Source organism: Nocardia sp. CC201C, from assembly GCF_030010695.1.
Classification (GTDB): domain Bacteria; phylum Actinomycetota; class Actinomycetes; order Mycobacteriales; family Mycobacteriaceae; genus Nocardia; species Nocardia otitidiscaviarum.
Genome location: NZ_JASCXP010000010.1, coordinates 1 through 19,570, shown reverse-complemented (window position 1 = coordinate 19,570; position 19,570 = coordinate 1). Strand labels below are relative to the sequence as shown.

The 19,570-nt window shown below is 69.4% G+C and carries 20 protein-coding genes; 3 read left to right on the top strand and 17 right to left on the bottom strand.

Features of this window, described 5'->3' with window-relative positions; translation table 11 throughout:
• Positions 1–2: 2 nt before the first annotated feature.
• On the bottom strand, positions 3–1,205 hold the full coding sequence (locus QK444_RS02325) for an argininosuccinate synthase (RefSeq protein WP_282776568.1): 1,203 nt from the start codon (positions 1,203–1,205) through the stop codon (positions 3–5).
• Positions 1,206–1,480: 275 nt separating this feature from the next.
• Between QK444_RS02325 and QK444_RS02320 the strand changes: the two genes are divergently transcribed.
• Complete coding sequence (locus tag QK444_RS02320; RefSeq protein WP_282776567.1) at positions 1,481–2,389, top strand: alpha/beta hydrolase family protein; 909 nt, start codon at positions 1,481–1,483, stop codon at positions 2,387–2,389.
• On the opposite strand, the gene QK444_RS02315 is transcribed toward QK444_RS02320, so the two are convergent.
• The 9 genes from QK444_RS02315 to QK444_RS02275 all read right to left on the bottom strand — a co-directional run bounded on the left by QK444_RS02315 (position 2,390) and on the right by QK444_RS02275 (position 11,189).
• Positions 2,390–3,169 carry a helical backbone metal receptor gene (locus QK444_RS02315; protein WP_306358247.1) on the bottom strand — a complete coding sequence of 260 codons (780 nt, stop codon included), beginning with the start codon at positions 3,167–3,169 and terminating at the stop codon, positions 2,390–2,392.
• A 142-nt stretch (positions 3,170–3,311) separates the two neighbouring features.
• Complete coding sequence (locus tag QK444_RS02310; RefSeq protein WP_282776565.1) at positions 3,312–4,109, bottom strand: maleylpyruvate isomerase family mycothiol-dependent enzyme; 798 nt, start codon at positions 4,107–4,109, stop codon at positions 3,312–3,314.
• Positions 4,110–4,160: 51 nt separating this feature from the next.
• A complete protein-coding gene (locus QK444_RS02305; protein WP_282776563.1) occupies positions 4,161–4,682 on the bottom strand; it encodes an arginine repressor in 522 nt (173 codons plus the stop codon).
• Positions 4,679–5,620: an ornithine carbamoyltransferase gene (gene argF / locus QK444_RS02300; RefSeq protein ID WP_282776561.1), complete on the bottom strand. Its 942-nt coding sequence runs from the start codon at positions 5,618–5,620 to the stop codon at positions 4,679–4,681. The genes QK444_RS02305 and argF overlap by 4 nt, the downstream gene beginning before the upstream one ends.
• The gene (locus QK444_RS02295) at positions 5,617–6,819 is read right to left on the bottom strand and encodes an acetylornithine transaminase (protein WP_282776559.1); all 1,203 of its coding nucleotides are present in this window, start codon (positions 6,817–6,819) and stop codon (positions 5,617–5,619) included. The genes argF and QK444_RS02295 overlap by 4 nt, the downstream gene beginning before the upstream one ends.
• On the bottom strand, positions 6,816–7,715 hold the full coding sequence (gene argB / locus QK444_RS02290; RefSeq protein ID WP_029928907.1) for an acetylglutamate kinase: 900 nt from the start codon (positions 7,713–7,715) through the stop codon (positions 6,816–6,818). Before argB ends, QK444_RS02295 begins: the two co-directional genes overlap by 4 nt.
• The gene (gene argJ, locus QK444_RS02285) at positions 7,712–8,923 is read right to left on the bottom strand and encodes a bifunctional glutamate N-acetyltransferase/amino-acid acetyltransferase ArgJ (RefSeq protein ID WP_282776556.1); all 1,212 of its coding nucleotides are present in this window, start codon (positions 8,921–8,923) and stop codon (positions 7,712–7,714) included. The genes argB and argJ overlap by 4 nt, the downstream gene beginning before the upstream one ends.
• On the bottom strand, positions 8,920–9,978 hold the full coding sequence (gene argC / locus QK444_RS02280) for an N-acetyl-gamma-glutamyl-phosphate reductase (protein ID WP_029928911.1): 1,059 nt from the start codon (positions 9,976–9,978) through the stop codon (positions 8,920–8,922). Before argC ends, argJ begins: the two co-directional genes overlap by 4 nt.
• 68 nt (positions 9,979–10,046) lie before the next feature.
• A complete protein-coding gene (locus QK444_RS02275; protein ID WP_282776553.1) occupies positions 10,047–11,189 on the bottom strand; it encodes an alkaline phosphatase family protein in 1,143 nt (380 codons plus the stop codon).
• Between the two features lie 177 nt (positions 11,190–11,366).
• Here QK444_RS02275 and QK444_RS02270 point away from each other — a divergent pair, with 177 nt between their 5' ends.
• Complete coding sequence (locus QK444_RS02270; RefSeq protein ID WP_282776551.1) at positions 11,367–11,813, top strand: nitroreductase family deazaflavin-dependent oxidoreductase; 447 nt, start codon at positions 11,367–11,369, stop codon at positions 11,811–11,813.
• Between the two features lie 241 nt (positions 11,814–12,054).
• On the opposite strand, the gene QK444_RS02265 is transcribed toward QK444_RS02270, so the two are convergent.
• The 7 genes from QK444_RS02265 to QK444_RS02235 form a co-directional block, all read right to left on the bottom strand.
• Positions 12,055–12,414, bottom strand: a complete 360-nt coding sequence (locus tag QK444_RS02265) for a DUF6188 family protein (RefSeq protein WP_282776550.1) — start codon at positions 12,412–12,414, stop codon at positions 12,055–12,057.
• 117 nt (positions 12,415–12,531) lie between these two features.
• Positions 12,532–13,569, bottom strand: coding sequence for a hypothetical protein (locus tag QK444_RS02260; protein WP_282776549.1), 1,038 nt, complete (start codon positions 13,567–13,569; stop codon positions 12,532–12,534).
• Positions 13,570–13,610: 41 nt separating this feature from the next.
• Complete coding sequence (locus tag QK444_RS02255; RefSeq protein WP_282776547.1) at positions 13,611–14,117, bottom strand: hypothetical protein; 507 nt, start codon at positions 14,115–14,117, stop codon at positions 13,611–13,613.
• A 90-nt stretch (positions 14,118–14,207) separates the two neighbouring features.
• Complete coding sequence (locus tag QK444_RS02250) at positions 14,208–15,653, bottom strand: gluconate:H+ symporter (RefSeq protein WP_282776545.1); 1,446 nt, start codon at positions 15,651–15,653, stop codon at positions 14,208–14,210.
• A gap of 3 nt (positions 15,654–15,656) precedes the next feature.
• On the bottom strand, positions 15,657–16,283 hold the full coding sequence (locus QK444_RS02245) for a bifunctional 4-hydroxy-2-oxoglutarate aldolase/2-dehydro-3-deoxy-phosphogluconate aldolase (RefSeq protein WP_282776543.1): 627 nt from the start codon (positions 16,281–16,283) through the stop codon (positions 15,657–15,659).
• Entirely contained in the window at positions 16,280–17,887 is a 1,608-nt protein-coding gene (locus tag QK444_RS02240) for a D-aminoacylase (RefSeq protein ID WP_282776541.1), read from the bottom strand. The genes QK444_RS02245 and QK444_RS02240 overlap by 4 nt, the downstream gene beginning before the upstream one ends.
• Before the next feature lie 12 nt (positions 17,888–17,899).
• Complete coding sequence (locus QK444_RS02235) at positions 17,900–19,204, bottom strand: amino acid deaminase (RefSeq protein ID WP_282776539.1); 1,305 nt, start codon at positions 19,202–19,204, stop codon at positions 17,900–17,902.
• A 160-nt stretch (positions 19,205–19,364) separates the two neighbouring features.
• Between QK444_RS02235 and QK444_RS02230 the strand changes: the two genes are divergently transcribed.
• Positions 19,365–19,570 (top strand): PfkB family carbohydrate kinase (locus tag QK444_RS02230; protein ID WP_282776537.1); only part of this gene is annotated, 206 nt, incomplete at its 3' end.

Genomic DNA, 19,570 nt, shown 5'->3' with positions numbered 1-19,570 from the left:
GGCTACTTCTTGCCGAGGTCGCGGCGGGCGGCGACCTTGGAGGACAGGCCGTGGATCTGGACGAAGCCCTTGGCCAGGGACTGGTCGAAGGTGTCGCCCTCGTCGTAGGTGGCGAGGTTGAAGTCGTAGAGGGATTCGTCGGAGCGGCGGCCGTTGACGACCACAGTGCCGCCGTGCAGCACCATGCGCACGTCACCGGAGACGTGCTGCTGGGTTTCGGCGACGAAGGCGTCGAGGGCGCGCTTGAGCGGGGAGTACCAGAGGCCGTCGTAGACCAGCTCGCCCCAGCGCTGCTCGACCTGGCGCTTGTAGCGGCCCAGCTCACGTTCGATGGTGACCGCCTCCATCTCCTGGTGGGCGGTGATGAGGGCGATGGCGCCGGGGGCCTCGTAGATCTCGCGGCTCTTGATGCCGACGAGCCGGTCCTCGACCATGTCCAGGCGACCGACGCCCTGGCGGCCCGCCCGCTTGTTCAGTTCGGTGATGGCCTCGAGCATGGTGACCGGGCGGCCGTCGATGGCGACCGGCACGCCCTTGTCGAAGGTGACGATGAGTTCGTCGGGGGCCTCGAAGTTGACGGTCGGGTCGACGGTGTAGTCGTAGACGTCCTTGGTGGGGGCGTTCCACAGATCCTCGAGGAAGCCGGTCTCGACGGCGCGGCCCCACAGGTTCTGGTCGATGGAGAACGGCGACTTCTTGGACACGTTGATCGGCAGGTTGTTCTCACCCGCGAACTCGATGGCCTTCTCACGCGTCCAGGCGTAGTCGCGGACCGGGGCGATGACCTTCAGATCGGGAGCGAGTGCGCCGATGCCGACCTCGAAGCGCACCTGGTCGTTGCCCTTGCCGGTGCAGCCGTGCGAGACGGTGTCCGCGCCGTGGTACTCGGCGGCCTCGACCAGGTGCTTGACGATGAGCGGCCGGGAGATGGCCGAGACCAGCGGGTAGCGGCCCATGTAGAGGGCGTTGGCCTGGATGGTCGGCAGGCAGTACTCGGTGGCGAACTCGTCGCGCGCGTCGACCACGATGGATTCGACGGCGCCGCAGTCGAGGGCGCGCTGGCGCACGTCGTTCATGTCCTCGCCGCCCTGGCCCAGGTCGATCGCGACCGCGATCACCTCGGCACCGGTCTCCTTGCCGATCCAGCTGATGGCAACGGAGGTGTCCAGCCCGCCCGAGTAGGCGAGTACGACGCGCTTGGTCATAGTCCGTGTGCTCCTCGATTAGTGCGTATGAGTCTGTGCCGACCGGCCGCGTTCGCCTCCGGCTCCCTGCGCCGCGGCCCGCTCCGTCGTCCTGCAAATGATTATGCATGATGATGCAAGCCCATTCATAACCGGGGTCCCGAACCGCAGCACACGGCAGCTGCGGTCCTCCGCGCCGCCGTCGCCCGCAACACCTCCGACACGGCACGAAGCACCGCGGCCGCAGGCACCATGAGCCCTGGAAGTTCCATTGCGGCGGTTGGTACAACGGAAGGGTGAGTGCTTCGAGAATCTGGTTGCTGCTGGTGTGTATGGTCGCCGCGACCGTGGTCGCCGTCCGGCCCGCCGCAGCGGCTCCGGAGCTGGCCGAGACCACGGTGCTGGACGTGTACTCCCCCGCCATGGACCGCGTCGTCTCCAATCGGGTGATTTCCGCCGCGCACGCCGGTGCTCCGACGCTGTACCTGCTCACCGGCGCGGGTGGCGGTCAGGACGGGATCTCCTGGTGGGACGACACCGATGTCAGGGAATTCTTCGCCGACAAGAACGTGAATGTGGTGATGCCGATCGGGGGCGCGTTCACCCTGTACACCGATTGGATCGCCGACGACCCCATCACGGGGCGCAACAAGTGGCAGACGTATCTCACCAGCGAGTTGCCGGCCGCGGTCGACACCCGGTTCGCGACGAGTGGCCGCAATGCCATCGCCGGGGTGTCCATGAGCGCGGGCTCGGCGATCGACCTGGCCATCCAGGCCGGTGACCGGTACAGCGCGGTCGCCTCCTACAGCGGTTGCCCGTGGACCTCCGACGCCGCCGGGGTGGCGATGGCCGGTGCGGTGGTGCTGCGCGGGGGCGGCAATCCGGCGAATATGTGGGGTGTGCCCGGCGGCGAGGTGTGGCGTGCCCATGATCCATATCTGCACGCGGAGCGATTGCGCGGTAAGACGGTCTACCTGTCGGCCGCGTCCGGCGTGCCCGGTGTCATCGACCGCAACGGCCTGCCCTCCCCCGTCGTCGAGGCCATCGCCAGTTCGTGCACCGCGGCGTTCGCCGCGCACCTGTCACGGCAGGGAATGACACCGATCCACGTCGATCGCTCCGCCGGATCCCACACCTGGGGCCAGTTCCAGACGGACCTGCACGACTCCTGGCCGCATCTGGCCCGCGCCATCGGGGCCTGATCAGACCCGAAACGCCTGCGCCAACCGCTCGTCGAGCCGCTGCCGCGCGGTGGCGAGCGAGGGGCCGTACCAGGTGAGGGCGCGCCCCTCCACCAGGGCCACCGGGATACCCGGAAATGCCTCCGGCCCATCGATTTCGGTGAACACGTACGGCTCGTCGGGAAGTACGGCGAGTTCGACACCGGCGGTGAGCTCGCGCTCCGATAGGGTGGGATAGCGCTCCGGCCGATCCGCGTGCACGAGTCGCAGCCCCAGCCGCCGGGCGAGATCGCCGGTGAAGGTGTCGCGCCCGACGACCATCCAGGGATCACGCCACACCGGAATCACCGCGTCGCGCAGCGTTTCCGGTGGCGGCGGCGACCATTGCGCGCGTGCGCGCACCAGCCATTCCGGATTTCCGGCGTCGAGCAGCAGTCCGAAAAGCCGTTCCAGGGACGAGAATGCCTCCTCCAGCGTCCGAATCCTGGTCACCCACACCGCGATTCCCATATCCCGCAAACGCTCGACGTCGATGCGCCGGTTCTCCTCCTGATTGCACACCACCACATCCGGTGCGATCACGCCGATTCGACGCACGTTCGGGTTCTTGGTGCCCCGGACGCGCTCGACCGGCAGATCGGACGGATGCGTACACCAATCGGTAGCGCCCACCAGCAGATCCGGGCAGGTGACCGCGATCGCCTCGGTCAAGGAGGGGACCAGCGACACCACGCGCCGCACCGGCCGCCGCAGCGGAACCGGCGCACCGAGATCATCGAGCAGTTCGGTGGGCACGGACACGCTCAGCGGGGTAGGACGGAGGACAGTCCACTGACGATGCCGTAGAGAGTATCCACGACCAATCCCACGGCCAGACCGGTGTACACCGACAACAGGTTGGGGTCCATGTCGGTCCAGGGTAGCGCGTTGGCTCGCGGTCCCCTCACCCGAAGGCGACGCGGTCGAGCCAGCCGGTGAACAGCTCACCGTCACCGAGGACCTCGATCGCGGCCGATTCCGGCGTGCGACGCCGGTAGATGACGAGCAGCAGTTCGGTCAGCGGCCCCCGCACCGCCACCGCGCAGCGCTCGTGCGCCCGCCGCCAGGTGATGCCCGCACCGGTCAGGTCGATCACCCATTCGGCTTCCAGCTCCTCCGGCACATCGGTGGCGTGCAGGTGCAGGGTGCGGCCCGGGCCGAACAGTTCACGGACTCGCGGGCGTTGCTCGAGCAGATCGGGCAACGAGCACAGCTCCAACCATTCGTCGATGGCGTCGGCCGCGAGATCCGGCTCCACCGCGAACTCCGCGCCGATCGCGAGGGTGGCGTCGGCGCGATGCACGAGTGCCTCATGAGTGAACCGACGCGCATAGAAATCGCTGGACCGCACGCCCGGCACCGGAGTCCACAGCGGCAGCCCCTCGCCCGCCGCGGCCAGCGCGCCGGACAGCCGAGCCGACGTCTCGCCCAGCCACGGATCGATATCGGCGGACTTCTCGTCGACGAATGCCGACAGCTCCCGGAACTGGAACTCGTCCTCCGGCAGCGGCTCCTGCACCCGGCGCTGCACGGCGGCGGCCGCCCAGCACTGGCCGCCGCCGACATGGCGGGCGAGCTGGCCGAGATTCCACTCCGGGCAGGTGGGGACCGGGGTGGTCAGATCTGCGTTCTCGATGGCGGTGCGGAGGTGGTCGGTCTGGGTGATGATCTCCATGGTGTAGCGGTCGTAATCCAGAGGCATGGGACCACCGTAGATCGAACGCCGGGGCGCGCCGCCGCATCAGCGCCGGTTTCAGGCCAATTGCTCGATCTTGGCGGCCAATTCGGCCCCGCTCATCGGCTCCCGGGCGATGACGGCGATGGTGTCATCACCCGCGATCGTTCCCACGATCTCCGGCAGTGCGGCCCGATCCAGCGCACTGGCGAGAAAATGCGCCGCACCCGGCGGTGTCCGCAGCACGGCGATATTGCCGCTGGCGTCGGTGGAGACCAGCAGGTCGCCGAGGAGCTTGGACAATCGCTCGGTTCCGCCGGTCACCCCGCGCACGGGACTGCCGTCCTCGGGAACGACGTACACCCCCGCCCCGCCGTCTGCGGCACGCAGTTTCACCGCACCGAGTTCGTCGAGGTCACGGGACAGCGTGGCCTGGGTCGTCTCGATGCCTTCGGCCGCGAGCAGGGTGGCCAGTTCGGTCTGGCTGCGCACCTCGTGCTGGGTCAGGATGGCGATGATGCGGGCCTGGCGTCCCGCTCGTGTTCGCGCGATGGCCGCACCCGAACGGGTGGGTGCGGCCGAACGTCGCTCACCGCTCACCGCGCACCGCCCTCGAATTTCTCCAGCAGCCACACCAGCAGCGCCTTCTGGGCGTGCAAGCGGTTCTCGGCCTCGTCCCAGACCGCGCTGTGCGGACCGTCGATCACCTCGTCGGTGATCTCCTCACCGCGATGCGCCGGAAGGCAGTGCAGGACGGTGACATCCGGTGCGGCACGGGAGAGCAGGTCGGCGTTGACCTGGAAGGGCCGGAACGGGGCGACGCGGTCGCGGCCGTCGTTCTCCTGGCCCATGGACATCCAGGTGTCGGTGACCAGGGCGTCCGCGCCCTCGGCCGCGGCGAGGGGGTCGTTGGTGAGGGCGATCTTGGCTCCGGTCTCGGCGGCGCGCGCCCGCGCCGATTCGACGATCCACGGCAGCGGCTCGAAACCCTCGGGGGCGGCGATGGTGACGTTCAGTCCGGCCGTGACGCCGCCGAGCAGCAGCGAGTGCGCCATATTGTTCGCGCCGTCGCCGAGGTAGGTGAGGTTGCGCCCGGACAGGTCGCCCTTGCGCTCCTTCAGCGTCTGGAGGTCCGCCAGCACCTGGCACGGGTGGAACTCGTTGGACAGCGCGTTCACGACGGGAACCGTCGCGGCCGCGGCCATCTCGTCCAGGCGGGCCTGTTCGAAGGTGCGCCAGACGATGGTTTCCACGTAGCGGGAGAGCACCCGCCCGGTGTCGGCGAGGGTTTCCTCACGGCCCAGCTGGGTGTCGCGGCCGTCCACCACGACGGCGTGCCCGCCCAGCTGTGCGATACCCATCTCGAAGGAGAACCGGGTGCGGGTGGAGTTCTTCTCGAACATCACCGCCACCCCGCGCGGCCCGGCCAGCGGCTTGCGGCCCTGCGGGTGCTGCTTCAGTTCCGCGGCGAGAGCGAGGATTTCGGCCTGTTCGGCGGGCGTGACGTCGTCGTCGCGCAGGAAATGCCGGATGGTCACTGTGGGGTCCCCTTCGCCTTGGCCTGCGCGGCGTCGAGAATGCCGGGCAGGTCGGACAGGAAATTATCGGCCTGGGTTTCGGTGAGCACCAGCGGCGGCGCGAGCCGAATCACGTTCGGTTTGGCGGGATTGATGAGATATCCGGCGTCGCGGGCGGCCTCGTCGACCTGCGCCGCCACCGCGTCGGTGAGTTGGATGCCGATGAGCAGCCCCGCCCCGCGCACATGGTCCACCAGCGGGTGGTCGAGGGCGTCGATGCCGTCGATCAGTGTCTTGCCGAGCGTCTCCACATGGGTGAGCAGATCCTGCTCGTCGATGGTGCGCAGCACCGCCAGCGCCGCCGCGGCGCATACCGGATTGCCGCCGAAGGTGGTGCCGTGCAGGCCGGGCGTGAGCAGTTCCGCCGCCGCGCCCTGCGCCAGCACCGCGCCGATCGGCAGTCCGCCGCCGAGCCCCTTGGCCAGGGTGATCACATCGGGCACGATGCCCGCGGCCTGATGCGCGTAGAAGTGGCCGGTGCGCCCGATCCCGGTCTGCACCTCGTCCAGGATCAGCAGCGCCCCATGCTGTTTGGTGATGGCGCGGGCCCGCGCGAGATAGTCGGCCGGGGGCACCACGACACCGCTCTCGCCCATGATGGGCTCGATGAACACCGCCGCGGTCCGATCGTCCACCGCCGCCGCCAGTGCCTCGGCGTCGCCGTAGGGTACGTGCACCACACCGGGCGGCATCGGCTCGAACGGAGCCCGCTTCGACGGTTGACCCGTCAACGCCAGCGCGCCCATGGTGCGTCCGTGGAACGCCTCCTCGCAGGCGACGATCTTCGTCCGACCGGTCAACCGCGAGATCTTGAACGCCGCCTCGTTGGCCTCGGTGCCGGAATTGCAGAAGAACGCCCGACCGTGCCCGTCACCGAAGTGTGCCAACAATCGCTCGGCGAGTTCCAGGACCGGTTCGCTCGCATACAGATTCGAGGTGTGACCGAGGGTGCCCAACTGTTGGGTGACCGCCTCCAGAATCGCCGGATGCGCGTGCCCCAGGCTGTTGACGGCGATACCGCCGAGGAAGTCCACGTAGCGCTTGCCGTCGGCGTCGTACACCACCGCGCCCGCGCCGCGCACCAGCGCGACCTTCGGGGTGCCGTAGTTGTTCATCAGCAGGGTGGACCACCGCTGCTGCAGGTCGGCCGTGTTGGTCATACATACTCCTGAGCCGGGGTGACCATCGTGCCGATGCCCTCCCCCGTGAATAGTTCCAGCAGCACCGAATGCGGCACCCGACCGTCGATCACGTGCGCGGTCGGCACCCCGCCGAGCACGGCGCGCAGGCAGGCTTCCATCTTGGGCACCATGCCCGCGTCGAGGCGCGGCAGCAACTTCTCGAGTTCGGCGGTATCGATCCGGCTGGTCAACGACGACCGGTCGGGCCAGTCGGTGTACAGCCCTTCGACATCGGTGAGCACCACGAGTTTCTCCGCGCCGATACCCTGCGCGAGCGCCGCCGCGGCGGTGTCGGCATTGATGTTGTGCACCACGCCGTCGGCATCGGGCGCGATCGTGGACACCACCGGAATTCGGCCCGCACCGATGAGATCCAGCACCGCATCGGGATTGACGGAGGTGACGTCGCCGACCAGGCCGATATCGGTGGCGATGCCATCCACGTCGACGGTGCGGCGGGTGGCGGTGAACAGGTGGGCGTCCTCACCGGAGATGCCGACGGCGTACGGGCCGTGGGCATTGATGAGCCCCACCAGTTCCCGGCCCACCTGACCGAAGAGCACCATGCGCACGACATCCATCACCTCGGGTGTGGTGACCCGGAAACCGCCCCGGAACTCGCCCTGCAGTCCGAGTTTGGTCAGCATGGCGCTGATCTGCGGGCCGCCGCCGTGCACCACCACCGGATGTACGCCGACGGTGCGCAGGAACGCCATATCGGCGGCGAAGGCGCGTTTGAGTTCGTCATCGACCATGGCGTTGCCGCCGTATTTGACGACCACGATCTTGTCGTGGAACTTCTGCAACCAGGGCAGCGCGTCGGCGAGGACGTGCGCCTTGTCCAGCGCCGAGAGTTGTTCGTGCAGTGGGTTCATGAGCTGTAGGCCGAATTCTCTTCGACGTATCCGTGCGAGAGGTCCGTGGTGCGAATGGTGGCCTCGCCCGCGCCCAGGCCGAGATCCACGACCACGTGGATGTCCGCCCCGGACAGGTCCACCTCGCGCGCGCCGGGAGCGCCGGTGCCGTTGACGCACACCGGAGCACCGTTGAAGGACACCGAGATCAGGTTGGGGTCGAGGTCGATCGGCGCGATGCCGACCGCGGCCAGCACCCGGCCCCAGTTCGGATCCGAGCCGAAGAACGCCGTCTTGACCAGGCTGTCGCGGGCGATGGCGCGGGCACCGGTGAGCGCCTGCTCCTCATCCACCGCCCCGGTGACGGTGACCAGCACCCGCTTGGTGACGCCCTCGGCATCCGCCATGAGCTGGCCGGCGAGATCGTCGCAGATCGCGAGCACGGCGGCGTCGAGTTCCGCCTGCGTCGGCGCGACCTCGCTCGCACCGTTGGCGAGCAGCAGCACGGTGTCGTTGGTGGAGCAGGAGCCGTCCACGTCGAGGCGGTCGAAGGTGCGGCCGGTGGCCTTGCGCAGCGCCTCGTCCAACTGGGCCGGGGTGGCCACGGCGTCGGTGGTCAGCACCACCAGCATGGTGGCCAGCGACGGCGCGAGCATGCCCGCACCCTTGGCCATGCCGCCCACATTCCACTTGTCCCGGTGGTGGAAGGCGGCCTCCTTGGGCACGGTGTCGGTGGTCATGATGGCCCGCGCGGCTTCCGCGCCGCCGGAGAGCCCGCCGCCCATCTCGTGCACGATCTCGGTGACGGCCGGAATCAGCTTGTCCATGGGCAGCCGGTCGCCGATGAGACCCGTGGAGCAGACCGCGATCTCACCCGCACCGGTCTCGGTGCCCCAGTTGCTCAAGGCTTTCGCGAGTTCCTCGGCGGTGGCGTGGGTGTCCTGGAATCCGCCCGGACCCGTACACGCGTTCGCGCCACCGGAATTCAGGATGACCGCGCGCAGCCGACCACCGGTGAGCACCTGCTGCGACCACAGCACCGGCGCGGCCTTCACCTTGTTGCGGGTGAACACGCCCGCCGCCGCGTATTCGGGACCTTCGCTGAAGACGAGTGCCAGATCCGGCTTGCCGCTGGCCTTGATGCCCGCGGCGATACCGGCGGCGCGGAAGCCCAGCGGCGCGGTGACGCCCTGGGTCCGAACCAGCTTGCCGTTCTCGAATGTCGTCACGGTGCCACTCCTACGGTGGAAAGTCCTGCGGTCTCGTCGAATCCGACGGCCAGATTCATGGATTGCACCGCGGCGCCCGCGGTGCCCTTGGTCAAGTTGTCGATCGCGCCGACCACCACCAGCACCCCGGCGTCGGCGTCCACCTGGACCTGGAGGGTGACGGCGTTGGAGCCGAGCACCGAACCGGTCTGCGGCAGGCGGCCTTCCGGCAGCAGGTGCACGAAAGGCTCGTCGGCATAGGCTTTCTCGTACACGGCGCGGGCCTCGGCGGCGTCCACCCGCACCGGCGCGGTGCAGGTGGCCAGGATGCCGCGCGCCATGGGCGCGAGGATGGGGGTGAAGGAGACGGTGACGTCGACGCCCCCGGCGGCCTTCAGGTTCTGCGCGATCTCCGGGGTGTGCCGGTGCGCGCCCGCGATGTTGTAGGCCCGCGCTGAGCCCATCACCTCGGATCCGAGCAGCCCCACATCGAGTTTGCGCCCCGCCCCCGAGGTGCCGGTCACCGCGACCACGTGCACGCTCGGTTCGATGATTCCGGCGGCCACGGCCGGGGCCAGCGCCAGACTCGCCACGGTCGGGTAGCAGCCCGGGACGGCGATGCGCCGCGCCCCGCTCAGGGCAGCACGGCCGCCCGGCAGTTCCGGCAGCCCGTAGGGCCAGCTGCCCGCGTGCGGGCTGCCGTAGTACTTCTCCCACGCCGCCGCGTCGGTGAGCCGGAAGTCCGCCCCGCAGTCGATGACGACGGTCGACTCCGGCAGCTGCTGCGCGAGCGCCGCCGACTGGCCGTGCGGCAGTCCCAGGAAGACGACGTCGTGGCCCGCCAGTTCGTCGGCGGTGGTGGGTGCGAGCACCCGATCGGCCAGCGGCAGCAGATGCGGCTGCAGTTCACCCAGCGCCGTACCGGCGTTCGACCCCGCGGTCAGCGCCCCGATCTCGAGGCGCCCGGCTCGGTAGGCTGGATGCCCGAGCAGCAGGCGCAGCACTTCCCCGCCCGCATATCCGCTCGCACCGGCTACCGCGACCCGTACCGTGGGCCCACCCGAGGTATCCACCATGTGATGATTATGCACGAACGTGCAAGCTCATTCACGCGTGGGTGTCCGATCCGACCCGTGAGGTCGGTTCAGGGCCGGAACACCAGCAGCGGAACATGCATTTCGGCGGAGGTCAGCGAGCCGTGATGGCCGACCATGCCGGATTGCAGCGGTTCGACGGCCGATCGCACGATTCCCGCGCGCTGGCGGGCCACCACGACCAGATCGCCGATGCGGTCGTAGCTCTCCGGAGTGATGGCCGGACCGAACCACCCGCGCTGGATGGCATCCGCGCGCAGCACCACGTCGAACCGGTCGCCGAGGAGTTCGGACCAGGCGGCGGCGACATCCGGGGCCGCACCGTCCAGGGTGTAGACGTGGCGGGCGCGGGGTTCGCCGCCCAGATCGCCGACGCCGTCGGCCAGGGCCGGATCGGTGTCGAAGTCGATACGCTCGTCCACCTCCACCATGCCGTGGTCGGCGGTGACCAGCAGCGCGGCGTCCGCGGGCAGTCGTTCGGCGATGGCCTGCGCGGCGCGATCGACATTGGTCAGCTCGAATCTCCACGCCGGTGAGCCCGGGCCGCGCACGTGGCCGGTGGTGTCCAGGTCGGCGTGGTAGGCGTAGACCAGGGAGCGGTCGCCCTGTCGCAGCGCGGTGAGCGCGCCGTCCACCAGATCACCCATGGAGACGTCGAAGCGGAAGTCGCTGCCCCGGAAGGCCGCCCGGGTCAATCCCGATCCGGCCTGGAATATCGGCCCGACCTGGGTGACCGCGACCCCGGCTGCCGCAGCCCGCTCGAACACCGTCGCCCGGGGCTGGAATTCCTCGGGGGACAGTTCCTTCAGCAGATCGACCTTCGGCCCGGCCCCGAACAGGCCCCACTTGAGCGGCGTCATCAACCGATCGTGTCCGGGCACCCGCAGCAGGTACCCCACCAGACCGTGCTCCCCCGGCGGCACGCCGACACCCAGGGATGTCAGGCTGGTGGTGGTCGTGGTCGGGAAGCCGGCGGTCAGGCTCCGGGGGTCGGCGCTGGCCAGGAATGGCGCGACATCGGCGTGCTCGGCCAACTGCTCGGAGCCCAACCCGTCGATCAGCAGGACGCACACACGCCGCGCGTCCAATCCCAGTCCGAGCCGGTCGGTCTCCCCCGGAATCCCCAACCCGGCCAGGAGTGAAGGGAACAGATCGGACAGCGATGCCTGTCCGTAGCGCGGCACAGTGAACACGCCTCCCACCATCCCAAGATCACAGACGGCGGACAAGGGGATTGCCGCGACGACGCCCCGGTCGGCCCGAGCACCGCCCGCCCGCGGTGCGCGGCGCCGCCGAGGCGACCGACGCCGATGAACTACCAAGCAGTCGGTAGGGTGGGTTCGTCAACGCCACCGGCACGAGGAACAGGTATGGCAGACAAGCAATCCGACGTCCCGCTCCGGCTGTCCGGACGGTTCAACCACTTCGCGAGCACCCGCCTCGGGCCGGTGACGCGGTTCTACGCGCGACTGCACGGCAGGCTCTACACCCGTTTCGGCGGCTCCCGCTTCACCACCCTCGAGGGCAAACCGGTCTTCCGCCTGACCGTGTCCGGCCGCAAGTCCGGCGAACCCCGCCCGGTCATGCTCATGCTCATCCGCGACGGCGACGACCTGCTGGTCTGCGGTTCCAACGGCGGCAATCCGGGCGAGCCGAACTGGTGGAAGAACCTCATGGCCGCGGGCACGGCACGGGTACAGGTCGGACCGGAGACCTGGCCGGTCGCGGTGCGGCTGGTCGAAGATCAGGCGGAGTACGACCGACACTGGCGCACTTTGGTGGCCGGCTACCCAACTTCGCCACCTACCAGGCCCTGAGCCCGCGCCGGTTCCCCATCGCGGTGCTCAGTCGCGCGGCATGAGGTCGGTCGGGCCGCCGAAGCGCGGGCGGTATCCGCCCCGCGCACCGTTCCAGGTCGAGCCGACCCCGCTGTGCCCGCACCCCGTGGAGTAGCGCCGAGGTCTGCGCGGAAACCGCTCGGCGTCTCGGGGACGTCGATTCGTCACGTCGCGACGCCTGCCACGCCTCCGATTCCATACCCAGCGGTGCGAATGTCGTTCAGGTGGACCAGACCGCGAGTTCGCCGCCCGGCATGGAGACGGCCAGGTAGTTCGGGCCCGTGAGCGACCACGCCTCGAAGTACCGGTCCGGCTCGATCACCACCGTGCGGCCGGTGTCCAGGGTGAGGTGGAGGCCGCCGGAGTCGGGGACGGTGGCCGTGGTGATCACACCGTCGAGCAGGACCACCAGGTCACCGTTGTCGCGGGACGGGTCGCCCACGACGAAGTGTTCGATGCCGTTGGCTGTTTCCACGGCGAGTTCGCCGCCGATGTGCAGTTCGTATTCGCCCACGCCGAGGGCGAGCAGTGGCTCCGTCGACAGTACGCACAGGCTCCGGCCGGTGATCGGCAGTTCCATGTTTCCTCCTCGGGCTCTGTTTCCACTGTGCCCGAGGGGCGGACCGGTGCGCCGGGGGCGCTCCGGTCCGTGCGCGGCCTCATAGCGCGGCCGCGACTGTGAGCCGATGCACTCCGGTCAGGCGTCGGCGAGGATGCCCAGCACCCGCTCGGACAGGAAGAACGGCTCCAGCCGCTCGCGAATCAGCTTGGACAGCACACCGTTTCGCTTGGCCTGCTCGATGACCGCCGGACCGTAGCGCAGGATCTCCCCGGCGATGTCCTCGCCCGAGAGTCCGAGTTCGGGCAGCATGGCGGCGAGGGTGTGATCGCCGTACTTGGTGAAGAACACGTCCACGCATTCGTCGACGAGCAGCCCGAAGTACTCCTTCTCGCGGGTGGTGAGCGCGATCTGGTAGATGATCACGGCCAGTTCGCGCAGTTCCTGCTGCGAGAGGTATTCGCGCAGACCGCTCACCGGCTCCCCGGCGTGCAGATCCCAGAATTCCATGGCGGCGTCGTGCACGGGCGCGTCACGCAGCATCTCGCGAATCGCGTTGTTGGTGCGCTTCAGCGCGAATTGCGCTCCCTTACCGGCCATTTCGCCGAGGAAGGTGCCGTCGCCGGCGGCCTTCTCGGCGGCCTTGCGCGCCTGCTTGGCGGCCGAGGTGCCCAGCGACACCAGCGATCCCACGCCCGGGATCTTGCCCGCCATCTGCCGGTTGGACTCCATGAAGTCGTTGATCAGCTTGTCCACGAACTTCGAGGCCACCGTGGCGATGAGCGGACTCTCGGTGAGCCGCTCCAGAATCCGCTCCTGCGCCTGGTGCATGCCGAAGATCTTCTCCAGCAACTGTTCGACGGGCTCGCGGTCCACCACGTCGCCGAGGGTGTACTCGTTGTTCTCGGCGATATTGTCGTAGATGGAGTCGGCGAAGACGCTCACCACATCCCGCAGCACGGGGCTGCCGCCGATCAGATTGATCACGGTGGCGACGGTTTGCTTGGCCTCGTCGATGCCGACGACCTCGCGGAAGACCATGGTGTCGGCGACACCGAGTACGGCTTCCACATCCCGGGCGACCACCTCGGCGAACCGGTCGCCGCTCACTTCTCCGACAAGGTATTCGACCTGGGCGTCCAGGAGTCGTTCTGCGATCTCACGCGGCTCGGTCATCGGCTTCCACCCATCTGCTGATCCGGGACCGCCCGCGCAGACTACGGCTGATCGGAGTCCTGTTCGTGGACCGATTTCCGGATCTGCTCGAGGCGTTCCCGCGCGGCCTTCTCCCGCGCATCCCACTGTTCGGCGACGCTGCGGCCCACAGGTGTCTGCCGATCCAATTCGCCCATCCCCCGCGCGGTGCCGTAGCGCTGCTCGACCTTATCGCGAACTGACTCGAAAGTAGGGACTCCGCCGGGCGAATAGCCCCCGACCGCTTCGATACCCGGCGTCGGCTCCGGTATGCCGGCGGTCACAGGAGCGGCCCCGACCTGCCCGAACGCACCCGGCGCGTCGGGCTGTGGATAGTTCGCGCCAATCTGGGTGTCCGTACTCACACCCACCGCGACCGGCACATGACCGGTGGTCGCGGCCAGTGAGGCCGCCACCTCGTGCAGTGCTCCCAGGGCGGCGCGACCATCGGTGGCGGCTGCCACAGCGGCGGCCAGGTCGGCATCGGACAGGCCCGAGAGGGCTCTCGCGAGTTCACCGGCATCAGTCATAGAGCCAGGTTACGCACCGAATCGGACATTCGGCGCGAAGTAATAGCGGCGGGCTCTGGTTCCCGCCGCCATCGACCACCGTCGAACGCCTCAGGCGAGGAGCGCGAACAGCAGGCCCGCGACCGCGAAACTCACCACCGACAGCACCGTCTCGAGCACCGTCCAGGTCTGCAGCGTCTGCTTGACGGTCAGGTTGAAGTACTTGGCGATGATCCAGAACCCGCCGTCGTTGACGTGGCTGAGGATGATGGAACCCGCCGCGATGGCCATGGCGATGAGCGCCAGCGCCAACTGCGAGTATCCCTGGTCGGCCAGCAGCGGGGCGACGATGCCGCCGGTGGTGACGATGGCCACCGTCGCCGATCCCTGCGCGATGCGCAGCCCGCAGCTGATCAGGTAGGCCAGCACGATGACGGGCAGCCCGGCCGCGGACATGGTGTCGGCCAGCGCCGCGCCGATTCCGGTGGCGGAGATGACCTTTCCGAAGAACGCGCCCGCGCCGACGACCAGCAGCAGCATGCCGATGGGCCGCAGCGATTCTCCGGTGAGCACACCCAGTTCCTGCACGCTGGACCCACGCCTGATGCCGAGCACGTAGAAGGCGATGAGCACCGCGACCAGCAGTGCGACGGCGGGCGTGCCCAGGAAGGTCAGCACGGCCAGCGCACGCGAGCCGTCGTCGAGAATCTGGCTGCCGAAGGTCGCGCCCAGAATGAGCAGCAGCGGTACGGCGATAATGGCCCCGATGAGCGCGACGGAGGGCGCTTTCTGTTCCAGCACACCGGTTTTCGGATCGGTCGCGGTACCAGGCCCCTCCCCGGCGGCCGACTGGCGCGGCCGCACCAGGAAGTCCGCGGGCACCTCGACCTGCACGCGCTTGCCGATCCAGCCGCCCCACACGATGCCCGCCGCGATGAATCCCGGGATGCCGCAGACGAATCCGATCAGAATGAGCCAGCCCAGGCTGACCCCGAGCAGGCCGCCCAGGGCGACCGGCCCCGGATGCGGCGGCAGGAAGGCGTGCGTCATGGACAGGCCCGCCAGCATGGGCATGGCGTACAGCACCAGCGACCGAGCCCCGCGTGTGGCGGCCACGTACACCAGCGGTGCGAGGACGAAGATGCCCACATCGAAGAACACGGGGATGCCGAAGATGAGGCCGAGCAGGCCCATGGCGATGGGAGCGCCCCGGTCGCCGAAGAGTTTCAGCAGTTTCTCGGTGAGCACGTCCGCGCCGCCGGAGCGTTCCAGGATCGCGCCGAGCACGGTGCCGAGGCCGATGATGACCGCGATATGCCCGAGAATGCCGCCGAATCCCGTCTCCAGCAGGGATTCCCCGGCTTTCAACGGTGTTCCGACAATGGTGGAGACCGGCAGTCCGGCGGCCAGGGCCAGGCCGAGGCCGGTGAGCAGCAGGGCGATGAACGGCTCGAGTTTGAACCGGATGATCGCGAGCAGCAGCACGGCGATGGCGAGCCCGCACAGCACCAGCAGCCCGGGGGTGGTGGTGCGCAGCCAGTCGACGGTGGCGCCCATGGGTTACCTCACTTCAAGGGATCGAACGAACGAGGCCGCGCGCGAGGCGATGGCGGACCAGCGGCCCGCGGCGACATCGGAGGGTGCGACGACATCGGTTCCGGCCGTGACGGCCACCGCGCCGTGCGCGAGGAAATCGGCGGCATTGGCCGCGTTGACGCCACCGGAGGGAATGAGATCCACCGCCGGGAAGGGACCGCGCAGATCACGGAGATAGCCCGGCCCGAGAGCGCGGGCGGGGAAGATCTTCACCGCCGCCGCGCCCAGGTCGAGCGCGGCCATGACCTCGCTGGGCGTGAAAGCGCCCATGACGACCGGGATACCGCGCCGCAGCGCCACATCGGCGACGGCGGGGCGCAGTCCGGGAGTGACCAGGAAGTGCGCACCGCTGTCGATGGCGGCTTCGGCCTGTTCGGAGGTGAGCACCGTGCCCGCGCCCACCACCGCGCTCGTCGAGGCGGCGGCCTTGCGCAGGCAGTCCAGCACGTCGGGGGTGGTGAAGGTGAGTTCCAATGCTCGGATCCCGGCCCCGGCCAGGGCCTCCGCGAGCGCGAGCGGGTCGGGGATCTCGGGTGCCCGCACCACCGTCAGCGCGCGGTCGGTGCGGATCACCTCCAGGGCGGTGGTCACCGGGTCTCCTTCCGCTCGGAATCCATGCGCAGCGCGCGACCGGCCAGCGCGCCGGTGGGTGCGCCGTCGTCGAGGGCGAACACGCCGTTGACGAGCACGTGGGAAATGCCGCGCGCCTGCTGTTTCGGCTGTTCGAAGGTGGCGGTGTCGGTGATGGTCGCCGGATCGAAGATCACCAGATCGGCGGCGTAGCCCTCCCGGATGAGCCCGCGGTCGCGCAGTCGCAACCGCTCGGCGGGCCGACCGGTGAGGTGGTTGACGCAGTCCTCCAGTCCCAGGTGCCCGAGTTCGCGCACGTACTGCCCGAGGTAGCGCGGAAAGGTGCCCCACGCCCGGGGGTGCGGCCGGTCCCCGACGAGCAAGCCGTCGCTGCCGCCCATGTGGCGGGCGTGACGCATGATGGCGCGCACATTCTCCTCGTGGCCGACGTGCTGAAGAATGGTGGTGCCCAACTGGTCTCGGGTCAGCAGGTCGAAGAACACCGCCACCGGCGGCAGGTCGCGGTCGGCCGCGATCTCGCTGACGGTGCGGCCGACGTACTGCCCGAGCGCGGGATCGCGCACGCCGCTGAGCTGAATGGTGTCCCAGTCGACGGTCACGCCGTGGCAGCCGTCGGAGCCGTGCACGGTGACATCGGCGGCGATCCGCACCCGCTGCACCGGATCGGCGATGCGCGCCAGCGCCGCATCCGGCCCGCCCGACATGACCCAGCTCGGCAGCAGCGCCGACAGCGTGGTGGAGCCGGGCAGATACGGATAGGTGTCGAGGCTGATATCACAGCCGTCGGCCAGCGCCGCGTCGATCATGGCGAGCAGTTCCGGTGCGCGCCCGCGGTTCTCGCCGAAGTTCATGGTGGCGTGGGTGAGGTGCACCGCACAGCCGGTGCGCCGGGCCAGCCCGATCATCTCCGCGTAGGCGTCGAGCGCACCCCTGCCGTAGGAGCGGGTGTGCGGGGCGTAGAAGCCGCCCGCGTCCGCGACCACCTCGCACAGGGCGGCCAATTCGTCGGTGTCGGCGTACATTCCGGGCGGGTAGGTGAGGCCGCTGGACATGCCGACCGCACCCTCGGCCAGGCTCCGCGCGAGCAGTTCGCGCATGCGGTCGATCTCGGTCGCCGTGGCGGCCCGCTGGTCCGGGCCGACGACGAGCAGCCGCAGCGTGCCCTGCGGCACCAGGTAGGCGGCATTGGGAGTGATGCCCCGGTCCAGCCGGTCCAGATACTCCCCCACCGTGCGCCAGTCGAAGTCGAGATCCGGATCACCGTTCCACCCGGCGATCTGGCGGCGCACGATGTCGAGGGTGCGGCCGTCGACGGGCGCGTAGGACAGCCCGTCCTGGCCGATGACCTCGGTGGTCACCCCCTGGCTGAGCTTGGGGAAATGCCCCGGATCGGTGAGCAGATGCAGATCCGAGTGGGCATGCATGTCGATGAAACCCGGTGCCAGCACCAGGGATTCACCCTGCACCACACGGTCGGCTCCGGCGACGGTGCCGGGCTCGGCGAGCGCGGTGATGCGGCCGCCGTCGACCAGGACGTCGCCGCGAAAGCGCGGCGCACCCGTTCCGTCGATGATGTCGATATCGCTGATCAGCAACTCATGCACGGTCGCCGCCTCTCATAAGAAGGTGTGCAGCAGATCGACCACGCGGGGCCGGTCGGCATCGGCATCGTCGATCACGGGGATGAGTCGCCATTTGTCGAAGGCGGTGCAGGGATGCGACAGTCCCAACCGCACCACGCTGCCGACCGGCACGTCCTCCGGGCCGCCGCCGGGCAGCCGCAGGAAGGCGTGCTGGTCGTTGAGCGCCGACACCAGTGCCCGGCCGGGCAGTGCGCGCACTGCCGGTCCCGCGATGCGCTGCGGGACCGGCAGCCCCTCATCGAACGGGAGATCGCGCTTGCCGGCATCGAGCAGCGCCAACTCCGGTTCCGGCCGGGAGACGGTGCGCGCCCACCCGTGCATGGCCGAGCGCAGCGGACGCTCGGCGTGGCCCGCGCCGAGCGGGGAGATTCCGGCGTAGAAGCCGTCGTCGTGGATCAGGTACGCGCCCGAGCGCAACACCACCGTGGTCGCGACGCCGCGCGCGCCGTCCTCGTCCGCGAGTCCGGCGAGGTGGTCGACCACCAGTTCCGGGTAGGCGCTGCCGCCCGCGGTGATCACCGCCGCGCCGGGATACAGTCCGGCCGCGGCGATCTCACCGTGCAGTCGGGCCAGATCGTCGAGGTAGCGGTGCACCGCTGCCAGCGCGCCGTCGGTCCGGTCGTGGGCGAGTGCGCCCTCGTACCCGCCGACGCCGCCGAGGCGCAGCCGCTTCGACGCGCTGATCGCCGCGGCGATCTCGAGTCCGCCCCGCACCGAACGCGCCCCGGTGCGCCCGTGCGGTCCGCCCAGTTCGACCAGGACGGTGAGCCGATCGGTGTGCGGCGCGGACTCCAGGACGCGGTCCATGAGTTCGACGGTGGCGATACTGTCGGCCCAGCACAGGAATTCGACATCCGGATGGGTCGCCAGCTCCGCCGCCACCCAGTGCAGCGCGACCGGATCGACCAGGGCGTTGGCCAGCAGGATGCGGTCCACGCCGAAGGCGCGGGCCACCTGCGCCTGCCAGCCGGTGGCCAGGGTGATGCCCCAGGCTCCGGCGGTGAGCTGCCGCTCCCACAGGCGCGGGGCCATGGTGGTCTTGCCGTGCGGGGCCAGTCGTACCCCGGCGGCGCGGGTCCAATCGGCCATGACGGCGAGGTTCGATTCCATGGCCGCGGCGTCCACGGTCAGCACCGGGGTGGCGAGGTCGTCGAGATGCGGTGCGGTGTCCAGGTATTCGCGCACGGTCAGCCCCCACGCGGTGGGCGGGAGGGACTTGTGTTCCGGACCCAGCCTGCGCTCGTCCAGCGCGGCGACGGCGTCGGAGTCGATGGCCACGGAACTCCCTTCGGTATTCACGGTTCGCGGCGGGCGGCGAGATAGCCGCTATGCATTGCATATTCTGCAACGCTTGTTGCGTAATGCGTAAGTGGTGGTTAGTCTGCACGGGATGGCCGAAAGCCGCAAGGGTTCGAAGGGAGTTCGTGTGATCTGGCCTATGCCGAACCGGCCGCGGGCGGTGACCGTGGGCGAGGGACTGGCCGTGCTGGTGGCCCAGCCGGGACCACTCGAGGACTCCCCCGTCTTCGAGCGCGGGGCGGGCGGCGCCGAGGCCAATGTGGCGGCCGTGCTGACCCAACTCGGGGTGCCGACGGCCTGGATCTCCCGCGTCGGCGACGACGGCTTCGGCCGGTACCTGGTGCG